Source organism: Polaribacter sp. KT 15 (assembly GCF_900143115.1).
GTDB lineage: Bacteria > Bacteroidota > Bacteroidia > Flavobacteriales > Flavobacteriaceae > Polaribacter > Polaribacter marinaquae.
The window spans coordinates 1,869,956-1,890,827 of sequence record NZ_LT670850.1 but is presented as its reverse complement, the minus strand read 5'-3'; the positions used below and the strand labels follow the sequence as shown (position 1 = coordinate 1,890,827).

The window sequence follows — 20,872 nt, the reverse complement described above, 5'->3', positions numbered from 1 at the left end:
TAAAAACAATGAGTAAATTATATTTAGTACCAACACCAATTGGTAATTTAGAAGACATGACTTTTAGAGCTATAAAAGTTTTAAAAGAAGTAGATTTTATTTTAGCAGAAGATACACGCACAAGTGGCAAATTATTAAAACATTTTGAAATTGCTACGCAAATGCACAGTCATCATATGCACAACGAACACAAATCTGTAAAAGGAATTGTACAAAGAATTCAAAACGGAGAAACGTGTGCTTTAATTTCTGATGCCGGAACACCTGCAATTTCAGATCCTGGTTTTTTACTAACAAGAGCTTGTGTAGAAAATAATATTGATGTTGAGTGTTTACCTGGCGCAACAGCTTTTGTACCAGCACTAGTAAACTCTGGATTGCCAAATGATAAATTTGTTTTCGAAGGATTTTTACCCGTAAAAAAGGGAAGACAAACTCGTTTTCTTTTTTTAACCGAAGAAAAAAGAACCATGATTTTTTACGAATCGCCACACAAACTGTTAAAAACTTTAGGCCATTTTATAGAATATTTTGGCGCAGAAAGACAAGTTTCTGTTTCAAGAGAACTCACAAAAATGTTTGAAGAAACTGTAAGAGGAACCGCAACTGAGGTTTTGGCTCATTTTACAAAAAAACCTCCAAAAGGAGAAATTGTAGTAATTGTTGAAGGAAAATCATCTAAATAAAACTAAAAACCTCAATAAATAGAAAAATTATTTATTGAGGTTTTTAATTATCGCTTAATAAAATTCTTAATTCTTCGTTGTAATTAATATCACACCATTTGGCGCATTATATTTTTTCAAAGCTTTTTCACCTTTTAAAACCTCCATTTTTTCAATATATCTTGGCGCTAAAGAGTCTAAAACTTTTCTACTTGAAACCACACCATCTATAATTACTAGCGGCTCCTTTTTAGTGTCTTTAGTTAATAATTTCTCTTTTTTTTCTTTATCAGACCAATCTATAGGTTTATAATGCTTTGTATTAATTATAATGACTCCATTAGGCGCATTATATTCAGCTAACGCCTTTTCTCCTTTTAAAATATGCATCGATTCTATTTGAGATTGATCTATTAACTCAACAGGAAACTCAAACTTTTTTCCGTCTACTATAATTAGTGGCTTTTTATCATCTTTTACTTTTACATATAGGTTTTTCTTATTTGTATTTTGAGCTAAAACAGTAAAATTACATGCCATTAATAGCACTAATAAGATGGTTATTTTTTTCATGATATTTATTATTTTAATTTAGTTTTTATTCTTGTTTAGTATACACAATTATCAATTCGTCTTCAAAAATGATGGTTTCATTATCAGTAAACATACTTCTTGCTTCATTAAGTAAAAGTTCTTTTTCTTCAGTGCTCTGCTCATTATTAGAAAAACTATAAAATGCTAACGTAATTAAAACCGCTACAGAAGCTACAGCTCCAAAAAATTTATATCTAAAACTGTATTTGTTTGCTATTTTAGGTTCAAAAGAATTCCATAGTTTATCATTAAAATTATTTGGAGCAACTTTTTTGTTAGTTTTTACAAAATTTGCCCAATTTCCTAATCCTTCTTCGGTATTCTTTACACTATCAAACAAATAAGCTTCTTCTTCTAAAGTAGTATTACCTAACTTATATTTTTCTACTAAATTTTTAATATTTTCCTCTTTCATAACTGTATGTTTTTTCTAAGGTTGTACTAATTTGTTTTCTGGCTCTAGAGAGTAAAACTCTTACATGCGAGGTTTTAATTTGTAATGCGGCAGCTATTTCTTCAAAATCGAAACCATCTAAATCTCTCATTATAAATACTTCTTTCTGTTGCTCTGGTATCGTTTTTAAAATTGTACTTATGTGGCTATTCAACTCTTCCCATTCTAAATTTAGATGCTCATTTGTAGATTTTACTAATTTTAAAACATCCGAAGAATCTTCTAGTAAAACTTTCTTTTTTCTTAATAAATCTAAACAATAATTACGAGCAGTTAAGACTACAAAACCCTTAATATTAGGATGTTTACTTAACTGTTTGCGCTTGTGCCATAATTTTATCATTATTTCTTGTATTGCATCTTCTGCTTTAGAAGTACTGCCCAACATTCTACTTACCATAGGAAATAGCAATTCTGATAATGAAAAAACGGTATGTTTAAAGTCTTGTTTGGTCATTCTATATATATAACGTTAAAGTAGATATATTTATAACAGCGATTTGGTTTTTATTTGAAAATTCTTAAAAATTTGATTTTACTTATAGTATTTTTGACTTGATAATCTTATTTGATTCAAAAACAAAAAAATGATCATTCAAGAATTTAAGACAAAGTTAAAATCGAATCCTAGCGCTATATTATTTGCTGACACAATGCAAGTAATAGAAGACAACTATAATTTTACACCAACTCCTTTTAAAAACGGAACTATCGAAAATAAAGCAGGTGAAAATGCTGGTTCTTGTAAATTATTTGCTTTTGCAAAACTTCAAAAATTAACCAAAGAAGAAACTTTATTTTGTTTTGGTGAACATTATAAAAATGTTTTAGAGGATGCAAACGGTACTTCTCACCAAAACATTAGAAACTTTATGAAAACTGGTTTTGATGGTTTAACTTTTGAAAGTGAGGCATTAACTTTAAAGTAAATAAGTTCATAAAATTAGTAATTGCATTAAACTTAGGTTTTATTCTGTTCTATTTTTGATGAAAATCTAATTTTATGGAATCTAAACATTACGACGTTTTTGTAATAGGAAGCGGAATTGCAGGACAAACAGCTGCTAAAATTTGTGCCAAAAACGGACTAAAAGTTGCTATTGCAGACAAACAAGCCTTTGGCGGCACTTGCGCTATTAGAGGTTGCGATCCTAAAAAGGTAATGCTTCAGTTTGCTGATATTTTAAAAAAAACAGCAGACTTAAAAGGTTTAGGTATTAAAAAAGTTCCAGAAATTAGTTGGAAAGACATCTTAAATTTTAAAGATTCTTTTGTAAAAAAAGTACCTAAAGAAACCGAAGAAAATTTAACGGAATTAGGCATCGATTTATACCATCAAACTCCAAAATTTAAAAGTAAAAATGAACTTTTAGTTGAAGGAAAGTTAATTTCTGCAGATAAGTTTGTTATTGCAACGGGCTTAACACCAAGAAAACTAAATTTTGAAGGTGCTAATTTCTTAAAAACATCTAGTGATTTTTTTAATCTAACAAAATTACCAAAATCTGCAACTTTTATTGGCGCCGGTTATGTTGGTATGGAATTTTCTTATCTTTTGGCTACACTTGGTTGCAAAGTTACAATTATCGATAGAGGTGAAATGGCATTGTCTCAATTCGAACCTTTTTTAGTTAAAAAGCTTGTAGATAAAATGCAAAAAAGTGGTATTAATTTCATTTTTGAGGCAGAAATTGATTCCGTAGAAAAACTTAGAAAAAATTTTAGGGTTCATTTTAAACATAACAAGAAGATAAAAAAGGTAAAATCTACTGTAGTTTTTAATACTTCTGGTCGTGTGCCAGCAACAAATTTATTAGATTTAGAAAACGCAGATATTAAAAACGACAATACTGGTGTTTTAGTAAATAATTACCTTAAAAGTAATAGCAATAAAAATGTGTATGCTTGTGGCGATGTTTCTAGCAAATCTTTGCCATTAACACCGCTTTCTGGTTTACAAGGTTATATTGTTGGTAACAATATTTTAAAAAATAATTCGAAAAAATTTAGCAATCCGCTGGTACCTTCTGTCGTATTTACAAATCCTAATTTGGCAACAGTGGGCTTAACAGAAGAAAAAGCTAAAGAGCAATATAATGCTATTAAAGTTTTTAAAGGTGATGCATCTCACTTTTACAATGCAAAAAAAGAAAATGCAGATTTGTATGCTTATAAAATAATTGTAAATGATAAAACAAAAGTTATTGTTGGTGCTCATTTATTATCCGCAGAGGCAAATGAATGCATTAATATTTTTTCGATGGCAATTCATCAAAAAATGACGACTAAAGAATTTAAAAAGCTTATTTTCACATATCCTTCTTTTGCTAGCGATTTAAAGTCGATGCTAAAAGATTCAGATTAATATATGTGAAACAACTTTTATCAGAAATAAAAAATTGCAGAATTTGCGAACCTCATCTAGATTTAGGAGCAAATCCTGTTGTTACTGCTCATAAAAATTCGAAAATTGTAATTATTGGGCAAGCTCCCGGAACAAAAGTGCACAAATCTGGAATTCCTTGGGATGATGCAAGCGGGAAACAATTACGTAAGTGGTTAAATGTTACTGATAAAGATTTTTATGATGTTGAAAAATTTGCCATAATTCCGATGGGTTTTTGTTACCCAGGAAAAGGAAAATCTGGCGACAAACCTCCAAGAAAAGAATGCGCTCCGCAATGGCATCAACAATTATTCGATTTTATGCCAAATTTAGAATTGGTTATTTTAATAGGCATGTATGCGCAGAATTATTACTTAAAAGAAAAAGCAAAAAGAACACTTACAGAAACGGTAGATAATTATCCAGAGTATTTACCAAGCTATTTTGTACTACCGCATCCTTCGCCAAGAAATCGATTTTGGTTAACAAAAAATTCTTGGTTTGAAAAAAATGTAGTCCCTACTTTACAAAAAACAGTTTCTAAAATTATCAAATAAAAAAACTACATTTATAACTTCTAAATTTAGAGTTATGCTTAAAAAAATTGTTTCCTTTTTAATAGTATCAATACTTATAACCAATTGTAAAAAAGAAGATGAAGTTGTTATACTTTCTACTGATAATTATTCTGATGTAATTAATAAAGAATTTACAGGAGATTTAGCCTACGAAACAACTGCTTTTGTAGAAAAATATTGGCGTGTAGTTGGAAATACTGGCTTTAACGAAAGTGTTTTTAATATTGCTAAAAACTTAGAAAAAGCAGGTTTTATTTTAGAAGAAAAAGCTACCGAAGGTAATTTATTAACCTATAGAATCGAAAAAAGACCTTTAAAAAGACCAACTTGGGAATCTGTAAATGCTAACGTAAAAATTAAAGGAGATGCTACTTATTTGTTAGAGCACGCAACCAATAGAAACATGATTGCATTAAACTCTTATAGCACACCAGAAAAAGGAATTGAAGCTGATGTTGTGTATATTAAAGATGTAAAAAATCTTGGTAAAACAAATGTAAAAGGTAAAATTGTATTTGCAGAAACGAGTCCGTATAGAATTTTTAAGACAGCAATTATTGATGGCAAAGCAGCGGGAATTTTAACCTATAATAATCCTGATTATTTACAACCAGAAAAAAACAAAACTTCTATTCAATTCAGATCTATTCCTTTAGATACCGTTCATAAACCTTGGGCAATTGCACTCTCTTTTGAAGCTAAAGAACGCTTAAAAAAGTCTTTAGAAAAAGGAAAAGTAACTTTAAATGTAAACGTAGAAACTAAAATTTATCCATCCGAAGAATTAACAATTGTAGCAGATATTAAAGGTACAGAAAGGCCTAAAGAACGTTTGGTATTTAGTGCGCACATACAAGAACCTGGCGCCAATGATAATGCTACCGGGGTTGGTGTAGCTCTAGAAATGGCAAGTTTAACAGCAAAATTTATAAAAGATAAAAGCTTTACCCCTAAAAGAACTCTAACTTTTTTATGGGGTGATGAAATTGTTTCTACAAGAAGATATGTTCAAGAAGATTCTATTAGAGCAAAAAATATAAAATGGGGAATTTCTTTAGACATGGTTGGTGAGAATACTGATAAAACTGGCGGAGTTTTCCTTATCGAAAAAATGCCAGATCCGAGTGCTATTTGGACACGTGGAAATGATAAACACACAGAATGGGGTGGTTCTAAAATGAGTTTAGACCAAATGAAACCACACTATTTAAATGACTTTTTAATAAATAAATTTAAAGCTCAAGGTAAACTTGCTAATTGGCAAGTAAGTACAAATCCTTTTGAAGGTGGTAGTGATCACGTTCCTTTTTTAAGGGAAAATATACCGAGTGTTTTATTTTGGCACTTTACAGATCAATTTTACCATACAGATAATGACAGAATTGATAAAGTTTCTAAAACGACTCTTAAAAATGTAGGTACAACAGCATTAATTGCCGCTTACACTTTACTAAATGCTGATGCGAAAACAGCAAAATCAATTATAACTGAAATTGAAATCGCTGCAAAAAGTAGACTTAATGAAGAACTTAAGCAAAGTAAGATAGCTATAAACAACAATCAATCTCTAGAAACGCAAATAGAAATTATTACTGCTTGGAATAATTGGTATCAAAAATCAATAGAAACCACCACAGATTTAGTTATCAATAAAGATGATATTAATAAAGAAATCGTTCGTTCTAAAAAGTTAATAGATTCGATATCTAAAACTATTATATTTAAGCTTGCAAAAAATTAAAGCATCAATTTTTGTTTGCTCTTTTCTATTTTTTGATACATTTTATTAAAAAACATTTTTCTAGCAACAGAGCTTTCGCCAGAAATATTTGTAGAATATTGCAGTTGTTTATTTAAATGTTTTTCTACTTGAACACTTGTTTCTACATCTGTTACTTTAAAATAAGTTAAATTAGTGTAGGGTACAAATGCTTTTTTTAAAGTATCTGTTTGCATAAAGATAGTATCTGATAAAGAGATAAGATTATTGCAATATAATTTAAAAGTATTATCGTTTACGGCTCTCTTTTCATATTTAGCCTGTTGTTCTAATTGCTGTAATGTATTTACCAATCCTTCTAAAATTGCTATAGCTTCATCTTCTTTTAATAAGCCAATTTCAAAAAAGTAAGTTATTTGGTTTATTAAATTATCTATTGTAAAATCGTTCCAAATTTCTATTAAAGCTACTTTTTTATAATTTTCTACAAAAGAATCATAAGCATCTAAAATGGTATCTGAAGGGTTAAAATTAGCAAAAGAAATTGTTTTAACATTCTCTTTTTTTGGCAACATACTCACTAGCAGATATATTCTAAATTTTTTTAAAATACTATTATTAATATGATAACAAGGTAGGTCATTTGCACAACTTATAATTTTTCCCTTTTTAGAATTTAGTACTGCCTGAATTTCAATATTACAAGTATTTAAATAATTGTATAAAAAATCTATAGAAATTTCACCGTGGGTTTTCTCTACGCTTATCACCTTATTTTCTGATGAATTTTCTGATGATAAATTTTTAAGATCTAAATTGTAGTGTTTAGATAAAACAAGCGCTTCGTTTAAAGTAAGTGCTGTTTTACCTTTAATTCTTCTGTAAGCTGCATCGTAATTTACATCTAAAACACTAGCAACGTCTTCAATTAAAGAGACATTTTTTGGTAAGTTTTCTCTAATTAACTTAAATAATCTTTCTTCTGCCTTATTCATTCTGTCCTATCATTCACTTCTATCAAATTTTACAAAATATAATTTGCCATTTTGTGAAATTTGCAATAATAACCTTCTTTATTTAACTAAATTTGAAATTAAATTGAAGAGGTTGGGGGACCTTTACATTTGAAAAACAAGCCTTTTCAGTATTATTTGAAAAGGCTTTCTTTTTGTAAATATAAAAAGTTTCTACGTAATTTTAAAATTAAACATGTTTACCAACTTCAAAACCATGTTTTCCTAAGTACTTATCGCCACTTTCAATTGCATCTTCTTCTAGGGTTGTTCCCATAGAGTCATTCCATCTATTTAAGTAGCCAAATAAAGAAATTACACCTAACATTTCTACAATTTCTCCTTCGTTCCAATATTTATATAATTCTTCTTTAATTTTTGCATCTACTGCATTTGGCACCATTGATGCTGCTAAAGAAAAATCTAATGCTGCTCTTTCTGCATCAGAAAAAGCAGGATGCGTTTTATACTCCCAAATATTATCTAATTGCTCTTGTTCTGCACCATAACGCTCTGCAGCTCTAATTGCATGTGCTTGGCAATATCTGCAACCAGTAGCGTTACTAGAAACCCAAGCAATCATTCTTTTTAACGCAGAAGTTACTTTACCTTCATTTGCCATAACTGCTTTATTTAGATTGATAAAAGCTTTTGATATTGCAGGCCTTCGCTGCATTGTTAGTACTGAATTAGGACAAAAACCCAAAGTTTCATTAAAAAATTCTGCTAACTTTTTTGTTTCTAAATCGTGCTCTGCTTCTAGAGGAGTTACTAATGCCATATTTTTATATCTTTAATTAATTTGTGCTTACATTTGTATTAAAGCACAATTTAATACTTCATTTTTAAAAAAATAGATTTTATGATTAAAAATACAGTTACAACGGTTTGGACACAGAAATCGCAATTTGAAACTGATAACCCAAGTGGGCATAAATTTACAATGTTTGATAAATCGCAAGATAACGGAGACGTGGTTGGTTATGCGCCAAAAGCATTAATGTTGTCTTCTTTAGCTGGTTGCTCTGGTTTAGATGTAGTTTCTTTATTAACTAAAATGCATGCAGAAGTTGCAGATTTTAAAATTGAGGTTACAGCGAATTTAACAGACGAACATCCAAAATTTTACGATAAAGTAAAAGTAGATTATCATTTTTCTGATGCAGAATTACAGCCAAAAAAAATACAAAAAGCGGTAAATTTATCGGTTACAAAGTATTGCGGTGTTATGGAAATGTTTCGTCAATTTGCAGATGTAGAGATAGAAATTCATTTGCATAATTTATAAAAAGTAGAAAAAATTGCTATGAGATGGACGCTTAAGCAAAATCCAGAAAAAGAAAAAGTAGAAAAATTAGCAAAGGATTTACAAGTAAATAAAACAATTGCTACCATACTTTGTCAAAGAAATATTGAAACTTTTGACCAAGCAAAAAGTTTTTTTCGTCCTAGTTTAGAAGATATTCACGATCCTTTTTTAATGAAGGATATGGATTTAGCAGTAGAACGTATAGAAAAAGCAATTGCCAATAATGAAAACATTTTAATTTATGGTGATTATGATGTTGACGGCACAACTGCAGTTTCTTTGGTTGCCTCTTATTTAAAAACTATTCATCCTAATATTGCAACTTATATTCCAGATCGATACGCAGAAGGTTATGGGGTTTCTTATATAGGAATTGATTTTGCGCATGACAATGATTTCTCTTTAATTATAGCTTTAGATTGCGGTATAAAAGCAATCGAAAAAGTTGCTTACGCATCAGAAAAAAACATAGATTTTATCATTTGCGATCATCACAAACCTGGTGATAAAATACCAGAAGCTGTTGCAGTTTTAAATGCTAAAAGAGACGATTGTACATATCCTTTTGATGAACTTTGTGGTTGTGGTGTTGGTTTTAAATTGATACAGGCTTTGGGTTCTAAAAGAAACCAAAACATAGAAGATTTTATACCTTATTTAGATTTAGTTGCTACTGCAATTGCTGCAGATATTGTACCTATGAATGGCGAAAACAGGGTTTTGGCATATTATGGCTTGCAAGTTATTAATGAAAATCCTAGAAACGGAATTAAAGCAATAATTCATCAAACCAAAAAAACAACGCTTACAATAACAGACGTGGTTTTTATAATTGCACCAAGAATTAATGCTGCCGGAAGAATGAAACACGGTAATTATGCTGTTGAATTATTAACAGAAATGGACTTTGACTCGGCAGTAGAATTTGCTGCAGCGATAGAAATTTTTAATGCCGACAGAAAAGATTTAGATAAAAAAATTACAGATCAAGCTTTAATTCAAATTATTGATAATGAAGAAGAAAATTGTTTTACATCTGTAGTTTATCAAGAAGATTGGCACAAAGGTGTTATCGGTATTGTTGCCTCTAGATTAATAGAAACCTATTACAGACCAACTTTAGTTTTTACAAAAAGTGGCGATAAATTAGCTGCTTCTGCAAGATCGGTAAAAGGTTTTGATGTTTACAATGCATTACATGAATGCGAAGAATTTATAGAGCAATTTGGCGGACATAAATATGCAGCTGGTTTGACTTTATTGCCAGAAAATTATCAAAATTTTAAAAATAAGTTCGAAGAAGTTGTAAAAAATACAATTGATAAAGAATTATTAACTCCAGAAATTTCTGTGGATGCCACAATAGAATTATCTGAAATAACTCCAAAATTTTTTAGAATTATCGAACAAATGCCACCTTTTGGTCCAATGAACATGAAACCAACATTTGTTTCTACTTGCGTTAGAGATAATGGTTATGGTAAACAAGTTGGTGCAGATAAAAGTCATTTGAAATTAAATGTTTTTCAGGGAGATAATAAACAAACTTTTGGTGCAATTGGATTTGGTTTGGGTAATAAAATTGAGCACGTTAAAAACAATTTTGATATTGCTTATGCCTTGGATGAGAATGAATGGAACGGACACAAATCGATACAATTGGTTTTAAAAGACTTAAAGTAACTCGCAAAAAACTAAATTTTTGCAAACAAGTTTAGCCCTGATTGAACGGCTTGTTTGAGCTCTTTTTTATTCTTTTTCGGAATAAAAAAAGCGAGTAGTGAAAGCAGGAAATAGCTTCTAAAAAAAAATAAAACCCACTTCTAAGAAGAAGTGGGAAAATTGCTATGAAAAAGAAATGATAAGAAGTTTCTTATCATAATTGTTTAGACGTATAACTTTGTATAAACTTACAAAAAAACTTAAAAATTATTTTTCTATTGTCATTAAAACCATTCGCAACTCCATATAAGAAAACGTTTTATCTACTTTTTCTTTAAGTTCTGTTAGGCTTTTAAATTCTATTTTTTCAATCTCGTCTACTAATTTTTTATATTTTTTTAACGGAATTAACTCTAAAATATCGACATCGCCAGAAGGAATATAACTTGCCAAATGACTTTCTATTGTATTGGTTGTTAAACTACGTTCTTTAGCGATTTCTTTAACCGAAAGCCCCGACCTAAACAACTCTAAAGTGATTTGTTTGGTTGGTTTTTTGTCTTCTCTTTTTTGCTCGTTTTGCTTATTAATGCCATTTTCTTTGCAATATGTTTCTATAACTTCTAAAATTTCTTCTCCGTATTTAGAAACACGTGTTTTACCCATTCCTTTTACATTAAGCAACTCTTTTTCGGTTCTTGGTAAACTCTCGCAAATTGCATAAAGAGTTTCTTGTGTAAATATTTGAAATGCTGGTATGTTTTCTGCAACTCTAATTTCGTCTCTTAATTCACGTAATTTTAGCGCCAACAAAGGGTCTTTTCTGTTCGATATTTTTTTCTTTTTTGCTGTGGGTGCAGATTTTTGCAAAACTGCTTTTGCTCTAACTTCTAAATATTTATCTACCTTAAAGCTTTCTGTCATTTTATTTAAAGCAAATAATTTTTCTAATAATTTTTCTTGAAGTGCATCAAATTGCTTTTTAAAATCTGTTTTTACCGATTTATTATCCGAAGAAAATGCAATGGTATTTAATGGTTTTAAAATGTTGTTTTTAGTTTGATTTAAAAAATAATTTACAGCTTTTGTAAAACGCTCTTGAATTTGAGAGCTGTTTTCTGGTAGAATATTGTCTTCTGATATTTCTGATAATTGCCTTTTAAAGCCGTTAGAAACTTTCATTAAAGCTACTACTCCATCGTCTTTTATTGTTTGTAAATGATCGATAACATCACCTTTTATGCTTGTTTTATTTTTGTAATATATATCGATTAATCGAGTGGTTGGATATAAAAATGGTTGGTAATCGAATAATTCTGCAATTAAATTTAATTGAAATTCCTTTTCAGAATTATTTAAAACAGTTTCGTCTGGATGATTTTCTTCTACACTTTCATTAAAAACACTTACGGTTCTATCGTTAATAATTGCGTTGCTGGTAATTGGCGTTTTTAAAACCAAACCTTCTAAAGAAGTACATCTACTTAAGGCAACATAGGTTTGCCCGTGTGCAAAAGATGCTTCTGCATCGATAATTGCTTTGTCGAAAGTTAAACCCTGACTTTTATGAATTGTAATTGCCCAAGCCAATCGTAACGGAATTTGAGAAAAAGAACCCGAAATGTCTTCTTTTATTTCTTTAGTTTCTTCGTTTATAGAGTAATTGATGTTTTCCCACTTTTCTCTTTCTGTAACAATTTCTTCTAATTCATCACCACAATGCACTGTTACCGTTTCTCTAGAAATATCTGTTACGATACCTATTTTACCGTTAAAATATCTTTTTTCTGGCGAAGAATCATTTTTGATAAACATTACTTGTGCACCAATTTTTAATTCTAATTTTTCTGAATTTGGATATGAATTCTCGTTAAACTTACCAGATACTTCTGCATCAAAATAATAACTTTTATTTTTTATTTTATTTAATTCTGAATTGTTAATTAAATTGGCTCTATTATTATGTGTTGTTAAGGTTATATAACCATCGTCTTTTGTTGGCGAAAAAGATGGATTGTAATTTTTATTTAAAATTTTAGCAGATTCATCAGACAAAGTATCGGTTCTAATTTCATTTAAAATCTTAATAAAATCTTCGTTTTTCTGACGATAAATATGCTTTAATTCTATTGATACAACGTTTGCTTCTTGGTACGCTTTAGAACTAAAAAAGTACACGGTACTGTAATGCTGTTGCAGTAAACTCCATTCGTTTGGTCTAACAACTGGCGCTAATTGTTGCAAATCTCCTATCATTAAAACTTGTGCACCACCAAATACTTTATTCCTATTTTTATAACGACGCATTACTTGATCGATACCATCTAACAAGTCTGCTCTAACCATAGAAATTTCGTCAATAATTACTAAATCTAAAGACTTAATAATATCTATTTTAGTTTTAGAAAACTTACGTTGTTGGTTTGTATTTGCTATTTGATTTGGTAATATAGGACCAAATGGCATTTGAAAAAAAGAATGAATAGTAACGCCTTTTGCATTTATTGCAGCAACACCTGTTGGCGCAACAATCACCATTCGTTTAAGAGAATCTGATTTTATTTTATGTAAAAATGTAGTTTTTCCAGTTCCTGCTTTTCCGGTAATAAATAAATTACGATCTGTCTTTTCTATAAATTGTAAAGCAAGTTCTAACTCTGGGTTTTTTGGCATTGTAGCTTTTTATTGCAAGGTAAATAAATTCAAAAAGAAAAATCTATTTAATATTTAAGAACGTAAAATTTTCTCCATTTTTCTTCCTTTAGCAAGTTCATCTATTAACTTTTCCATTTGTCTACATTTTTTATAGACTTCAAATTCGTCTTCGATTTCTTCAATTCTATAACCACAAACAACTCCTTTTATTAAATGTGCATTTGGATTTATTTTTGCTTGTTCAAAAAAAGTTCTAAAGGTTACTTTTTCTTCGATTAAAGATTGTAGTTTTTCTTCATTAAAACCAGTTAACCATTCTAAAACCTGATGAAATTCTTCTTTCGTTCGTCCGTTTTTTTCTAATCTATCCCAATAAAGCGGATAAATAGATGAGAAAACCATATTGGCAACTTTTTCATTTTTTTCTGGTGTAACTTTCATGTTTGTAGATTTAAATTAAACCAATCCTTTTATTCTTTTTCATAATCGTGTACAAATGTAATTTTAGAACTACTCGCCATTAAATTGGGGTTTGTACCTTCAATTCCTTCTGAAATTGGTTGATTTCTTACTTCATAATACTTTACCCAACTTGCCATTGGTTTACCTGATTTATCATTAAACGTCATCGGATGTGTAAGAAAAGGCAAATCTTCTTTAGACAAATTTTGAGAAGAAAACATTTTGTAAACTAATTCAGAACAGTAATAAGAAGTATCATCCCATAAAAAAACTGCATCATAAGGTATTCCAATTCTTTCGATTCCGTAATTAATTGCTTTAGAAATATAAGGCTGATACATACTATCTAATCTTGCAACTGTAGTTTGAGATTTGTCTTGCTTATTTTTATTTCGATTCAAAAATTCAGTTATCGGTGTTTTGCTAATTCCTATTTTCGGAATTGCTTCTACCACAAACCATTTATCATCTTCTTGCATTGCAATACCAACATGAGAATAATTTTTAGCTTTAGAGGTTGCAGTTACATCTTTTATAGCATTATCTATTTCGTCTGTTCCTGTATTTTGAAATAATAAATCTCCTTGTTGTAGCTTAAACTCTTTCTTTTTTTTATCAGTAGTACAACTAAGTAATACCAATATGGTTAATAAAGTCGCTATCAATGATTTTAATATTTTATGCATCATTATAATTTTATTTTCTACTTAACAAAGTACGTGTTTTTTAATGAATTATTGCTAATTTGATGAATCCTAAACTAAAGACGTTATTAGAAATACTTCAAAAAAAAAACCCAAACTTAATAGCTTGGGATTTTTTAATATCAATAAAGTAAAATACTATTTTACATTTCTAATGCTTTCTTAGGATTGTTGTCCATTAACAATTCTACAGGATTTTCTAATGCCTCTTTAACTGCAACTAAGAAACCTACAGACTCTCTACCATCAATTATTCTATGATCGTAAGATAAAGCAACATACATAATTGGTTGTATAATAACACCACCGTTAACAGCCATTGGTCTGTTTACGATATTATGCATTCCTAAAATACCACTCTGTGGAGGATTAATAATTGGTGTAGATAACATAGAACCAAATACACCACCATTTGTAATTGTAAATGTACCACCGGTCATTTCATCAACAGTAATTTGCCCGTCTCTTGCTCTTAAAGCCAAACGTTTAACTTCACTTTCTACACCTCTAAAAGATAAGTTTTCTGCATTTCTAATTACAGGTACCATTAAACCTTTAGGTCCAGAAACCGCAATAGAAATATCTTGAAAATCGTGTTTTATTTGAAAGTCTCCATCAATCATAGAATTAACATCTGGATACATTTTTAAAGCTCTAACAACTGCCAAAGTAAAGAAAGACATAAAACCTAAACCAACACCGTGTTTTGCTTTAAAATCTTCTTTATATTCTTTACGTAAATCAAAAATTGGTTGCATGTTTACTTCGTTAAAAGTAGTTAACATAGCTGTTTCGCTTTTTACTGCAACTAAACGCTCTGCTACTTTTCTACGCAACATAGACATTTTTTTACGCTCTGTATTTCTAGAACCATTCGCTGGCTGAGTTCCCATAGAAGGTACAGCTTTAACTGCATCATCTTTAGTAATTCTACCATCTTTACCAGTTCCGTTTACAGATTTAGCGTCAATACCTTTTTCTGCCAAAACCTTTTTTGCTGCTGGCGATGCTACACCAGATGCATATGTGTCTTTTTTCTCTACTGCAGGCGAAACTTTTTCTGTTTGTGCAGGTGCTTCTTTCGTAGGTTTTGCATCATCATTAGAGGCATCTCCTTCTGGTTTAGCAGCACTTGTATCAATTAAACAAACTACAGCACCAACGGCCACAGCATCACCTTCTTCTGCCTTTAAAGTTATAATTCCACTTTCTTCTGCAGGCAATTCTAACGTTGCTTTGTCTGAATCTACTTCTGCAATTGGTTGATCTTTTTCAACATAATCTCCATCTTCAACTAACCAAGTTGCAATTTCTACTTCTGTAATTGATTCTCCTGGAGAAGGAACTTTCATTTCTAAAACACTCATGGTTTCTTATTTTACTTTTGCTAAATAAATAGCTTTTTAATTACTTTATTTTCTATTCTTTTTGGGCGTTTTAACAGGCTTTACACTATATCTTTTAATTTTTTGTTCTCGATACAAATTTGCTCATTCTTCTCAAATTTACTCGAACTGACAAAATTAAAAGGATGTCGTTTCAATCCTTAACGCGCTTACTCATTATCATTAAAAACGCTATCAATAACCGCTTTATGACGTTTTTTAAATCTTGTACTAGAACCAGCTGCTGGTACTGCATAATATTTACGAGAACGAACATTTAGTTTTACTAAATCAAAACGCTCTAACATAAAGCTCCATGCACCCATATTTCTTGGCTCTTCTTGTGCCCAAACATAGTTTTCTACGTTCGGATACCTATCTATTACTTTTTGTAATTTATCTAAATGTAAAGGAAATAATTGTTCTATTCTAACAAGAGCAACATCTTCTCTACCTAATTTTTCTCTTTCTTCTAATAAGTCGTAATAGAATTTACCCATACAAAATACTAATTTCTTAACATTTTTAGGATTTAATGTATCATCTATTACTTCTTGAAATTCTCCTGTAGCTAACTCTTCGATAGTGTTAATCGCTTTCGGGTGTCTTAATAAACTTTTTGGCGTAAATACAATTAACGGCTTTCTAAAATCACGTTTCATTTGTCTACGCAATAAATGATAAAAATTTGCCGGAGTTGTACAATTTGCAACTGTCATGTTATCTTCTGCACACAACTGTAAATAACGTTCTATTCTTGCAGATGAATGCTCAGATCCTTGTCCTTCATATCCGTGAGGTAATAAAACAACTATTCCGTTTTGTAACTTCCACTTATCTTCTGCTGCAGAAATATATTGATCAAACATTATTTGAGCACCGTTAGAAAAATCTCCAAACTGAGCCTCCCAAATAGTAAGTGTATTAGGGTTTGCCATGGCATAACCATAATCGAAACCTAAAACACCATATTCAGACAATAAAGAATTGTAAATATACATCTGTCCTTTATTCTCTGGATTTGTGTTTAATAGGTTAATTCTTTCTTCTGTAATTTCATCTCTTAAAATGGCGTGTCTATGAGAAAAAGTTCCTCTTTCTACATCTTGACCAGAAATTCTTACATTAAAACCTTCTTCCATTAAAGATCCATATGCTAAATTTTCTGCCATTCCCCAATCTAACTCATTGGTTTCAAAAGCCATTTTTGCTCTACCTTGCAAGATACGTTCTGCTTTTCTTAAAAACTTAACACCATCTGGTACCGTAGAAACTACTTTTGCAATATGTTTAAGCTGTTCTGCTTTATAACTTGTATCTACAGGTTCTAACATTGTGGTTAGATCTTCTCTATCAAAACCTTCCCAAGTAGATTTCATAAATTCTTTTACCTTAGAATTTTTATCTTCTTTTGATAAATCGAATTCTCTTTCTAGCATTCCTTTAAACTCAGAAGTTATTTCTGTTAAATAACCTTTGTCTATGCTACCTTCTTCAATTAACTTATCAGCATAAATATCTTTAACATTTTTATGTTTAGATATTGCTTTATATAATTTAGGTTGTGTAAAACGAGGTTCATCACCTTCATTATGCCCATATTTTCTGTAACCTAGCAGGTCAATAAAAATATCTGTCTTAAACTTCATTCTAAACTCTAAAGCCATTTGCATTGCATGACAAACTGCTTCTGTGTCATCTGCATTTACATGTAAAACTGGTGATAATGTAACTTTACCAACATCTGTACAGTATGTACTAGAACGTGCATCTAAATAATTTGTAGTAAAACCAACTTGGTTGTTTACAACAATATGAATTGTACCACCTGTTTTATATCCATTTAGTTTTGCCATTTGAACAATTTCATAAGCAATACCTTGACCAGCAATTGCTGCATCACCATGAATAACGATTGGTAAAATCTTACTAGAATCTCCGTTATATTTTCTATCAATTTTAGCTCTTGTAATACCTTCTGCTACTGCTGCAACAGTTTCTAGGTGAGAAGGGTTAGGAACTAAATTCATTTTTATTTCATTACCATCTCTATAAGTTTTACTTAAAGTTAAACCTAAATGGTATTTTACATCTCCATCAATGTCATCATCTTCAAAATCTTTACCTTCAAACTCGCTAAATAAATCTCTAACTGGTTTTTTAAAGATATTAACCAATGTATTTAAACGACCTCTATGAGCCATACCTAAAACACATTCTTTAACACCAAATGTTTCTGCTGCTTCTCTTAATGCAACACTAATACCTGGTATTAAAGCTTCACCACCTTCTAAAGAAAAACGTTTTTGACCAACATATTTAGTTTGTAAAAAACTTTCGAAAGAAACGGCTTGGTTTAATTTGGATAAAATATATTTTTTTGCATCTACAGAATATTTAGGATGATTATCGTTTTCATTCAAACGATTTTGCCACCACTTTAATTTTTCTGGATTTCGCATATACATGTACTCTACACCAATAGAATCGCAGTAAATGCTTTTTAAGTGATTTATAATTACAGATAGTTTTACTCTACCTAAACCTAATACATCTCCTGCAGAAAACTCTTTATCTAAATCGTTTTCGGTTAAACCAAAGTTAGATAACTCTAATGTTGGTTGGTATTGCCTTCTATCTCTAACAGGATTTGTTTTAGTAAATAAATGTCCTCTTGTTCTGTATCCATTTATTAAATCTACTACTAAAAATTCTTTTTTTACATCTTGAGGAATCTCTATCGAAGTTTCTTCATCAGAAAAAGAATAATTTTCATTTGCTAAATCATATCCCTGAAAAAAGCTTCTCCAACTTGGTTCTACAGAATCAGGATTAATTAAATATTGATCGTATAAATCGGCTATAAAGCCCGTATGTGCTGCGTTTAAGAACGAAAATTTGTCCATATAATAGTTTGTGCTTTATGTTTTAAGCATATTATTATAGCAAAAATACAATATTTTGAAATTAAAGAAGAATTTATTCCAAATATATTAAAATGAAAAAAAAATCATTTTTTTTTGAAATTTATTTGGTGAAGTATAAAAAAGGTGTATATTTGCACTCGCAAAACACAAATAGTGTCGCAAACTCCTCTTTAGCTCAGTTGGTTAGAGCATCTGACTGTTAATCAGAGGGTCCAAGGTTCGAGTCCTTGAAGAGGAGCAAAGTTCATAAACATTGACTGCGAAAGTAGCTCAGGGGTAGAGCATCACCTTGCCAAGGTGAGGGTCGCGGGTTCAAATCCCGTCTTTCGCTCTAATATGACAAGCATACCAATGCTGAAGTGGTGGAATTGGTAGACACGCTGGACTTAAAATCCAGTGGTCAGTAATGGCCGTATGGGTTCAAGTCCCATCTTCAGTACTAAAACCGTAACATTTATTTGTTACGGTTTTTTTTATGCGCTATTTTTTAGACTTTTAAAACACTTGATTACTAACTCCTAGATAAATTAAAACATTAAAAAAGGCTAATTTTATAAATAAAATTAGCCTTTTTTAATGTTTTTGATACTGATTAAGAAAAGTATATATAAATACCAATTACTATTATACAAATAAAAACTCCTACTGGTTTTAAATATTTCCACGGAGTAATATCTACTTCTTTAGAATCAAACTGTATATATGCTTCTTTTCTTGGATAAAACTTTCCTATCAACAACATAATAATAACATTAAACAAAAAGAGTATAGCCAAAATATGTAAAAAATGTGGATATGTATTGCCTGTTATAGTTTCTACACCATTTACAATTTCAATTACATCAAAATTAGGCTGAATAATAAACTGACTAATAGAATATAATACAACACCTGATATTAAACCAATTTTTGCTGCAATTGCAGGCACATACTTGGTAGTATAACCAACTACTACAATTGTTAAAATAGGAATCGAATATGTACCATTAATTTCTTGTAAATAACCAAAAACACTTCCTGCATTTGCGATAAATGGCGCAACAACCATCGCTAAAACTGCCAGAAATACACCAAACGTTTTTCCTGCTTTTACAACCTGCTTTTCTGTTGCGTCTTTTTTAATGTATTCTTGATAAATATCAATACCAAAAAGAGTTACGCAGCTATTTAAAGCTGAATTAAAAGAACTTAAAATAGCACCAAATAAAACTGCTGCAAAAAAACCAACCAATGGTTTTGGTAATACTTCTGTTACTAAAGATGCGTATGCTAAATCTGGTTTTGCCAATTCACCTTTAAAAATATGAAAAGCTATGATTCCTGGTAAAACCAATAATAACGGACCTAATATTTTTAAAAATGCAGCATATACCAAACCTTTTTGACCTTCTTTTAAGTTTTTAGCTCCTAGAGCTCGCTGAATAATTGCTTGGTTTGTTCCCCAATAAAAAAGGTTGATTAATAGCATACCCGTAAATAACGTAGATAAAGGAACATAAGAATCTTCTGAACCTGTAGAAATGAATTTCTCTGGATGCATGGTCATTAAAGTATCTATACCCGCAAACATATCTCCGTCACCGATGTAAGTTAAACCAAAATACGGAATCATCAAACCTCCAATAATTAATCCTATAGCGTTTATTGTATCTGAAACAGCAACCGCTTTTAAACCACCAAATACCGCATAAATAGAACCAATAATTCCAATACCAAATACTGTAAACCAAAGTGCTGTATTTTCTGAAACTCCAAAAACTGCAGGCACATCAAACATTGTATTGATTGCAGATGCACCTGTATATAAAACTACGGGTAAAAAAATAGTTACATAACCAGATAAAAACAATCCAGAAACAATTGCTTTCGTGGTTTTATCATATCTACGTTCTAAAAATTGCGGAATTGTAGAAATACCACCTTTTAAATAACGAGGTAAAAGAAAAACTGCAATTATAACCATAGTTATGGCTGCTAAAGTTTCCCAAGCCATAACTAAAATTCCTTGTTCATATGCTTGTCCATTTAAACCTACAATTTGTTCTGTAGATAAATTGGTTAACAAAAGAGATCCCGCAATTACGATTCCGGTTAAACTTCTTCCACCTAAAAAATACCCATCTTTAGAGGTTTCATTAGTAGATCTTGTTGCTAAATAGGATATTAAAGCAACAAGTGCTGTAAAACCTAAAAATGTTAAAATTTGCATAGTTAATTATTTAGTGTAATGTAATAATTTTATAATTACTATAAATTACCGTCTCTTATTTTTTTTCCCATTGCCATGAAGAACTTAACATTTCGTTTAACGTTTTATTTGCAGACCAACCTAATTTTAATTTTGCTAAATCGGTAGAT

General features: G+C 30.3%; 18 protein-coding genes and 3 tRNA genes. 10 read left to right on the top strand and 11 right to left on the bottom strand.

The window, feature by feature from the left end:
- Positions 1 to 8 precede the first annotated feature (8 nt).
- Complete coding sequence (rsmI, locus tag B5464_RS08525) at positions 9 to 686, top strand: 16S rRNA (cytidine(1402)-2'-O)-methyltransferase (protein ID WP_079738020.1); 678 nt, start codon at positions 9 to 11, stop codon at positions 684 to 686.
- A 66-nt stretch (positions 687 to 752) separates the two neighbouring features.
- Here the strand turns inward: rsmI and B5464_RS08520 are convergent, their stop codons facing one another.
- From B5464_RS08520 to B5464_RS08510, 3 genes are read right to left on the bottom strand one after another with little or no spacing between them, the layout of a single operon-like run.
- A complete protein-coding gene (locus B5464_RS08520; protein ID WP_154066955.1) occupies positions 753 to 1,238 on the bottom strand; it encodes a hypothetical protein in 486 nt (161 codons plus the stop codon).
- A gap of 25 nt (positions 1,239 to 1,263) precedes the next feature.
- A complete protein-coding gene (locus B5464_RS08515; RefSeq protein WP_079738018.1) occupies positions 1,264 to 1,674 on the bottom strand; it encodes a hypothetical protein in 411 nt (136 codons plus the stop codon).
- Positions 1,655 to 2,170 (bottom strand): RNA polymerase sigma factor, encoded by a 516-nt coding sequence (locus B5464_RS08510; RefSeq protein ID WP_079738017.1) that lies wholly within the window; start codon positions 2,168 to 2,170, stop codon positions 1,655 to 1,657. Before B5464_RS08510 ends, B5464_RS08515 begins: the two co-directional genes overlap by 20 nt.
- Before the next feature lie 130 nt (positions 2,171 to 2,300).
- Here B5464_RS08510 and B5464_RS08505 point away from each other — a divergent pair, with 130 nt between their 5' ends.
- From B5464_RS08505 to B5464_RS08490, 4 genes are all read left to right on the top strand, one after another.
- A complete protein-coding gene (locus B5464_RS08505; RefSeq protein WP_079738016.1) occupies positions 2,301 to 2,642 on the top strand; it encodes a HopJ type III effector protein in 342 nt (113 codons plus the stop codon).
- 74 nt (positions 2,643 to 2,716) lie between these two features.
- Positions 2,717 to 4,078: an NAD(P)/FAD-dependent oxidoreductase gene (locus B5464_RS08500; RefSeq protein ID WP_079738015.1), complete on the top strand. Its 1,362-nt coding sequence runs from the start codon at positions 2,717 to 2,719 to the stop codon at positions 4,076 to 4,078.
- Positions 4,079 to 4,083: 5 nt separating this feature from the next.
- On the top strand, positions 4,084 to 4,656 hold the full coding sequence (locus B5464_RS08495; protein WP_079738014.1) for a uracil-DNA glycosylase family protein: 573 nt from the start codon (positions 4,084 to 4,086) through the stop codon (positions 4,654 to 4,656).
- Between the two features lie 34 nt (positions 4,657 to 4,690).
- Positions 4,691 to 6,418, top strand: coding sequence for a M28 family peptidase (locus tag B5464_RS08490; RefSeq protein ID WP_079738013.1), 1,728 nt, complete (start codon positions 4,691 to 4,693; stop codon positions 6,416 to 6,418).
- Here the strand turns inward: B5464_RS08490 and B5464_RS08485 are convergent.
- Together B5464_RS08485 and B5464_RS08480 are read right to left on the bottom strand one after the other, a co-directional pair.
- Positions 6,415 to 7,392 carry a hypothetical protein gene (locus B5464_RS08485; RefSeq protein ID WP_079738012.1) on the bottom strand — a complete coding sequence of 326 codons (978 nt, stop codon included), beginning with the start codon at positions 7,390 to 7,392 and terminating at the stop codon, positions 6,415 to 6,417. The two genes, B5464_RS08490 and B5464_RS08485, sit on opposite strands and share 4 nt — an antisense overlap.
- Positions 7,393 to 7,600: 208 nt before the next feature.
- A complete protein-coding gene (locus B5464_RS08480) occupies positions 7,601 to 8,191 on the bottom strand; it encodes a carboxymuconolactone decarboxylase family protein (RefSeq protein ID WP_077810955.1) in 591 nt (196 codons plus the stop codon).
- Positions 8,192 to 8,272: 81 nt separating this feature from the next.
- On the opposite strand from B5464_RS08480, the gene B5464_RS08475 reads away from it, so the two are divergent.
- Positions 8,273 to 8,698: an OsmC family protein gene (locus B5464_RS08475; protein WP_079738011.1), complete on the top strand. Its 426-nt coding sequence runs from the start codon at positions 8,273 to 8,275 to the stop codon at positions 8,696 to 8,698.
- A gap of 18 nt (positions 8,699 to 8,716) precedes the next feature.
- Positions 8,717 to 10,402, top strand: coding sequence for a single-stranded-DNA-specific exonuclease RecJ (gene recJ, locus B5464_RS08470; protein WP_079738010.1), 1,686 nt, complete (start codon positions 8,717 to 8,719; stop codon positions 10,400 to 10,402).
- Positions 10,403 to 10,648: 246 nt separating this feature from the next.
- On the opposite strand, the gene B5464_RS08465 is transcribed toward recJ, so the two are convergent.
- The 5 genes from B5464_RS08465 to B5464_RS08445 form a co-directional block, all read right to left on the bottom strand.
- On the bottom strand, positions 10,649 to 13,054 hold the full coding sequence (locus tag B5464_RS08465) for a helix-turn-helix domain-containing protein (protein WP_079738009.1): 2,406 nt from the start codon (positions 13,052 to 13,054) through the stop codon (positions 10,649 to 10,651).
- A gap of 54 nt (positions 13,055 to 13,108) precedes the next feature.
- Complete coding sequence (locus B5464_RS08460; protein WP_079738008.1) at positions 13,109 to 13,477, bottom strand: DUF2200 domain-containing protein; 369 nt, start codon at positions 13,475 to 13,477, stop codon at positions 13,109 to 13,111.
- A 29-nt stretch (positions 13,478 to 13,506) separates the two neighbouring features.
- Entirely contained in the window at positions 13,507 to 14,187 is a 681-nt protein-coding gene (locus B5464_RS08455) for a YiiX/YebB-like N1pC/P60 family cysteine hydrolase (protein WP_079738007.1), read from the bottom strand.
- Between the two features lie 158 nt (positions 14,188 to 14,345).
- Positions 14,346 to 15,569 (bottom strand): 2-oxoglutarate dehydrogenase complex dihydrolipoyllysine-residue succinyltransferase, encoded by a 1,224-nt coding sequence (odhB, locus tag B5464_RS08450; RefSeq protein WP_079738006.1) that lies wholly within the window; start codon positions 15,567 to 15,569, stop codon positions 14,346 to 14,348.
- A gap of 188 nt (positions 15,570 to 15,757) precedes the next feature.
- Positions 15,758 to 18,493, bottom strand: coding sequence for a 2-oxoglutarate dehydrogenase E1 component (locus tag B5464_RS08445; RefSeq protein ID WP_079738005.1), 2,736 nt, complete (start codon positions 18,491 to 18,493; stop codon positions 15,758 to 15,760).
- A gap of 185 nt (positions 18,494 to 18,678) precedes the next feature.
- Between B5464_RS08445 and B5464_RS08440 the strand changes: the two genes are divergently transcribed.
- The 3 genes from B5464_RS08440 to B5464_RS08430 all read left to right on the top strand — a co-directional run bounded on the left by B5464_RS08440 (position 18,679) and on the right by B5464_RS08430 (position 18,953).
- Positions 18,679 to 18,752 (top strand) — tRNA-Asn (locus B5464_RS08440).
- Between the two features lie 21 nt (positions 18,753 to 18,773).
- A tRNA-Gly gene (locus B5464_RS08435) sits at positions 18,774 to 18,845 on the top strand.
- Positions 18,846 to 18,867: 22 nt separating this feature from the next.
- Positions 18,868 to 18,953, top strand: a tRNA-Leu gene (locus tag B5464_RS08430).
- Positions 18,954 to 19,106: 153 nt separating this feature from the next.
- Here the strand turns inward: B5464_RS08430 and B5464_RS08425 are convergent.
- A complete protein-coding gene (locus tag B5464_RS08425; RefSeq protein WP_079738004.1) occupies positions 19,107 to 20,723 on the bottom strand; it encodes a solute:sodium symporter family transporter in 1,617 nt (538 codons plus the stop codon).
- Positions 20,724 to 20,872 lie beyond the last annotated feature (149 nt).

What these genes read in the sequence shown, in the direction of transcription:
- rsmI (WP_079738020.1), top strand. Translation starts at nt 9, where the DNA reads ATGAGTAAATTATATTTAGTACCAACACCAATTGGTAATTTAGAAGAC.
- B5464_RS08520 (WP_154066955.1), bottom strand. Translation starts at nt 1,238, where the DNA reads ATGAAAAAAATAACCATCTTATTAGTGCTATTAATGGCATGTAATTTT.
- B5464_RS08515 (WP_079738018.1), bottom strand. Translation starts at nt 1,674, where the DNA reads ATGAAAGAGGAAAATATTAAAAATTTAGTAGAAAAATATAAGTTAGGT.
- B5464_RS08510 (WP_079738017.1), bottom strand. Translation starts at nt 2,170, where the DNA reads ATGACCAAACAAGACTTTAAACATACCGTTTTTTCATTATCAGAATTG.
- B5464_RS08505 (WP_079738016.1), top strand. Translation starts at nt 2,301, where the DNA reads ATGATCATTCAAGAATTTAAGACAAAGTTAAAATCGAATCCTAGCGCT.
- B5464_RS08500 (WP_079738015.1), top strand. Translation starts at nt 2,717, where the DNA reads ATGGAATCTAAACATTACGACGTTTTTGTAATAGGAAGCGGAATTGCA.
- B5464_RS08490 (WP_079738013.1), top strand. Translation starts at nt 4,691, where the DNA reads ATGCTTAAAAAAATTGTTTCCTTTTTAATAGTATCAATACTTATAACC.
- B5464_RS08485 (WP_079738012.1), bottom strand. Translation starts at nt 7,392, where the DNA reads ATGAATAAGGCAGAAGAAAGATTATTTAAGTTAATTAGAGAAAACTTA.
- B5464_RS08480 (WP_077810955.1), bottom strand. Translation starts at nt 8,191, where the DNA reads ATGGCATTAGTAACTCCTCTAGAAGCAGAGCACGATTTAGAAACAAAA.
- B5464_RS08475 (WP_079738011.1), top strand. Translation starts at nt 8,273, where the DNA reads ATGATTAAAAATACAGTTACAACGGTTTGGACACAGAAATCGCAATTT.
- recJ (WP_079738010.1), top strand. Translation starts at nt 8,717, where the DNA reads ATGAGATGGACGCTTAAGCAAAATCCAGAAAAAGAAAAAGTAGAAAAA.
- B5464_RS08465 (WP_079738009.1), bottom strand. Translation starts at nt 13,054, where the DNA reads ATGCCAAAAAACCCAGAGTTAGAACTTGCTTTACAATTTATAGAAAAG.
- B5464_RS08460 (WP_079738008.1), bottom strand. Translation starts at nt 13,477, where the DNA reads ATGAAAGTTACACCAGAAAAAAATGAAAAAGTTGCCAATATGGTTTTC.
- B5464_RS08455 (WP_079738007.1), bottom strand. Translation starts at nt 14,187, where the DNA reads ATGATGCATAAAATATTAAAATCATTGATAGCGACTTTATTAACCATA.
- odhB (WP_079738006.1), bottom strand. Translation starts at nt 15,569, where the DNA reads ATGAGTGTTTTAGAAATGAAAGTTCCTTCTCCAGGAGAATCAATTACA.
- B5464_RS08445 (WP_079738005.1), bottom strand. Translation starts at nt 18,493, where the DNA reads ATGGACAAATTTTCGTTCTTAAACGCAGCACATACGGGCTTTATAGCC.
- B5464_RS08425 (WP_079738004.1), bottom strand. Translation starts at nt 20,723, where the DNA reads ATGCAAATTTTAACATTTTTAGGTTTTACAGCACTTGTTGCTTTAATA.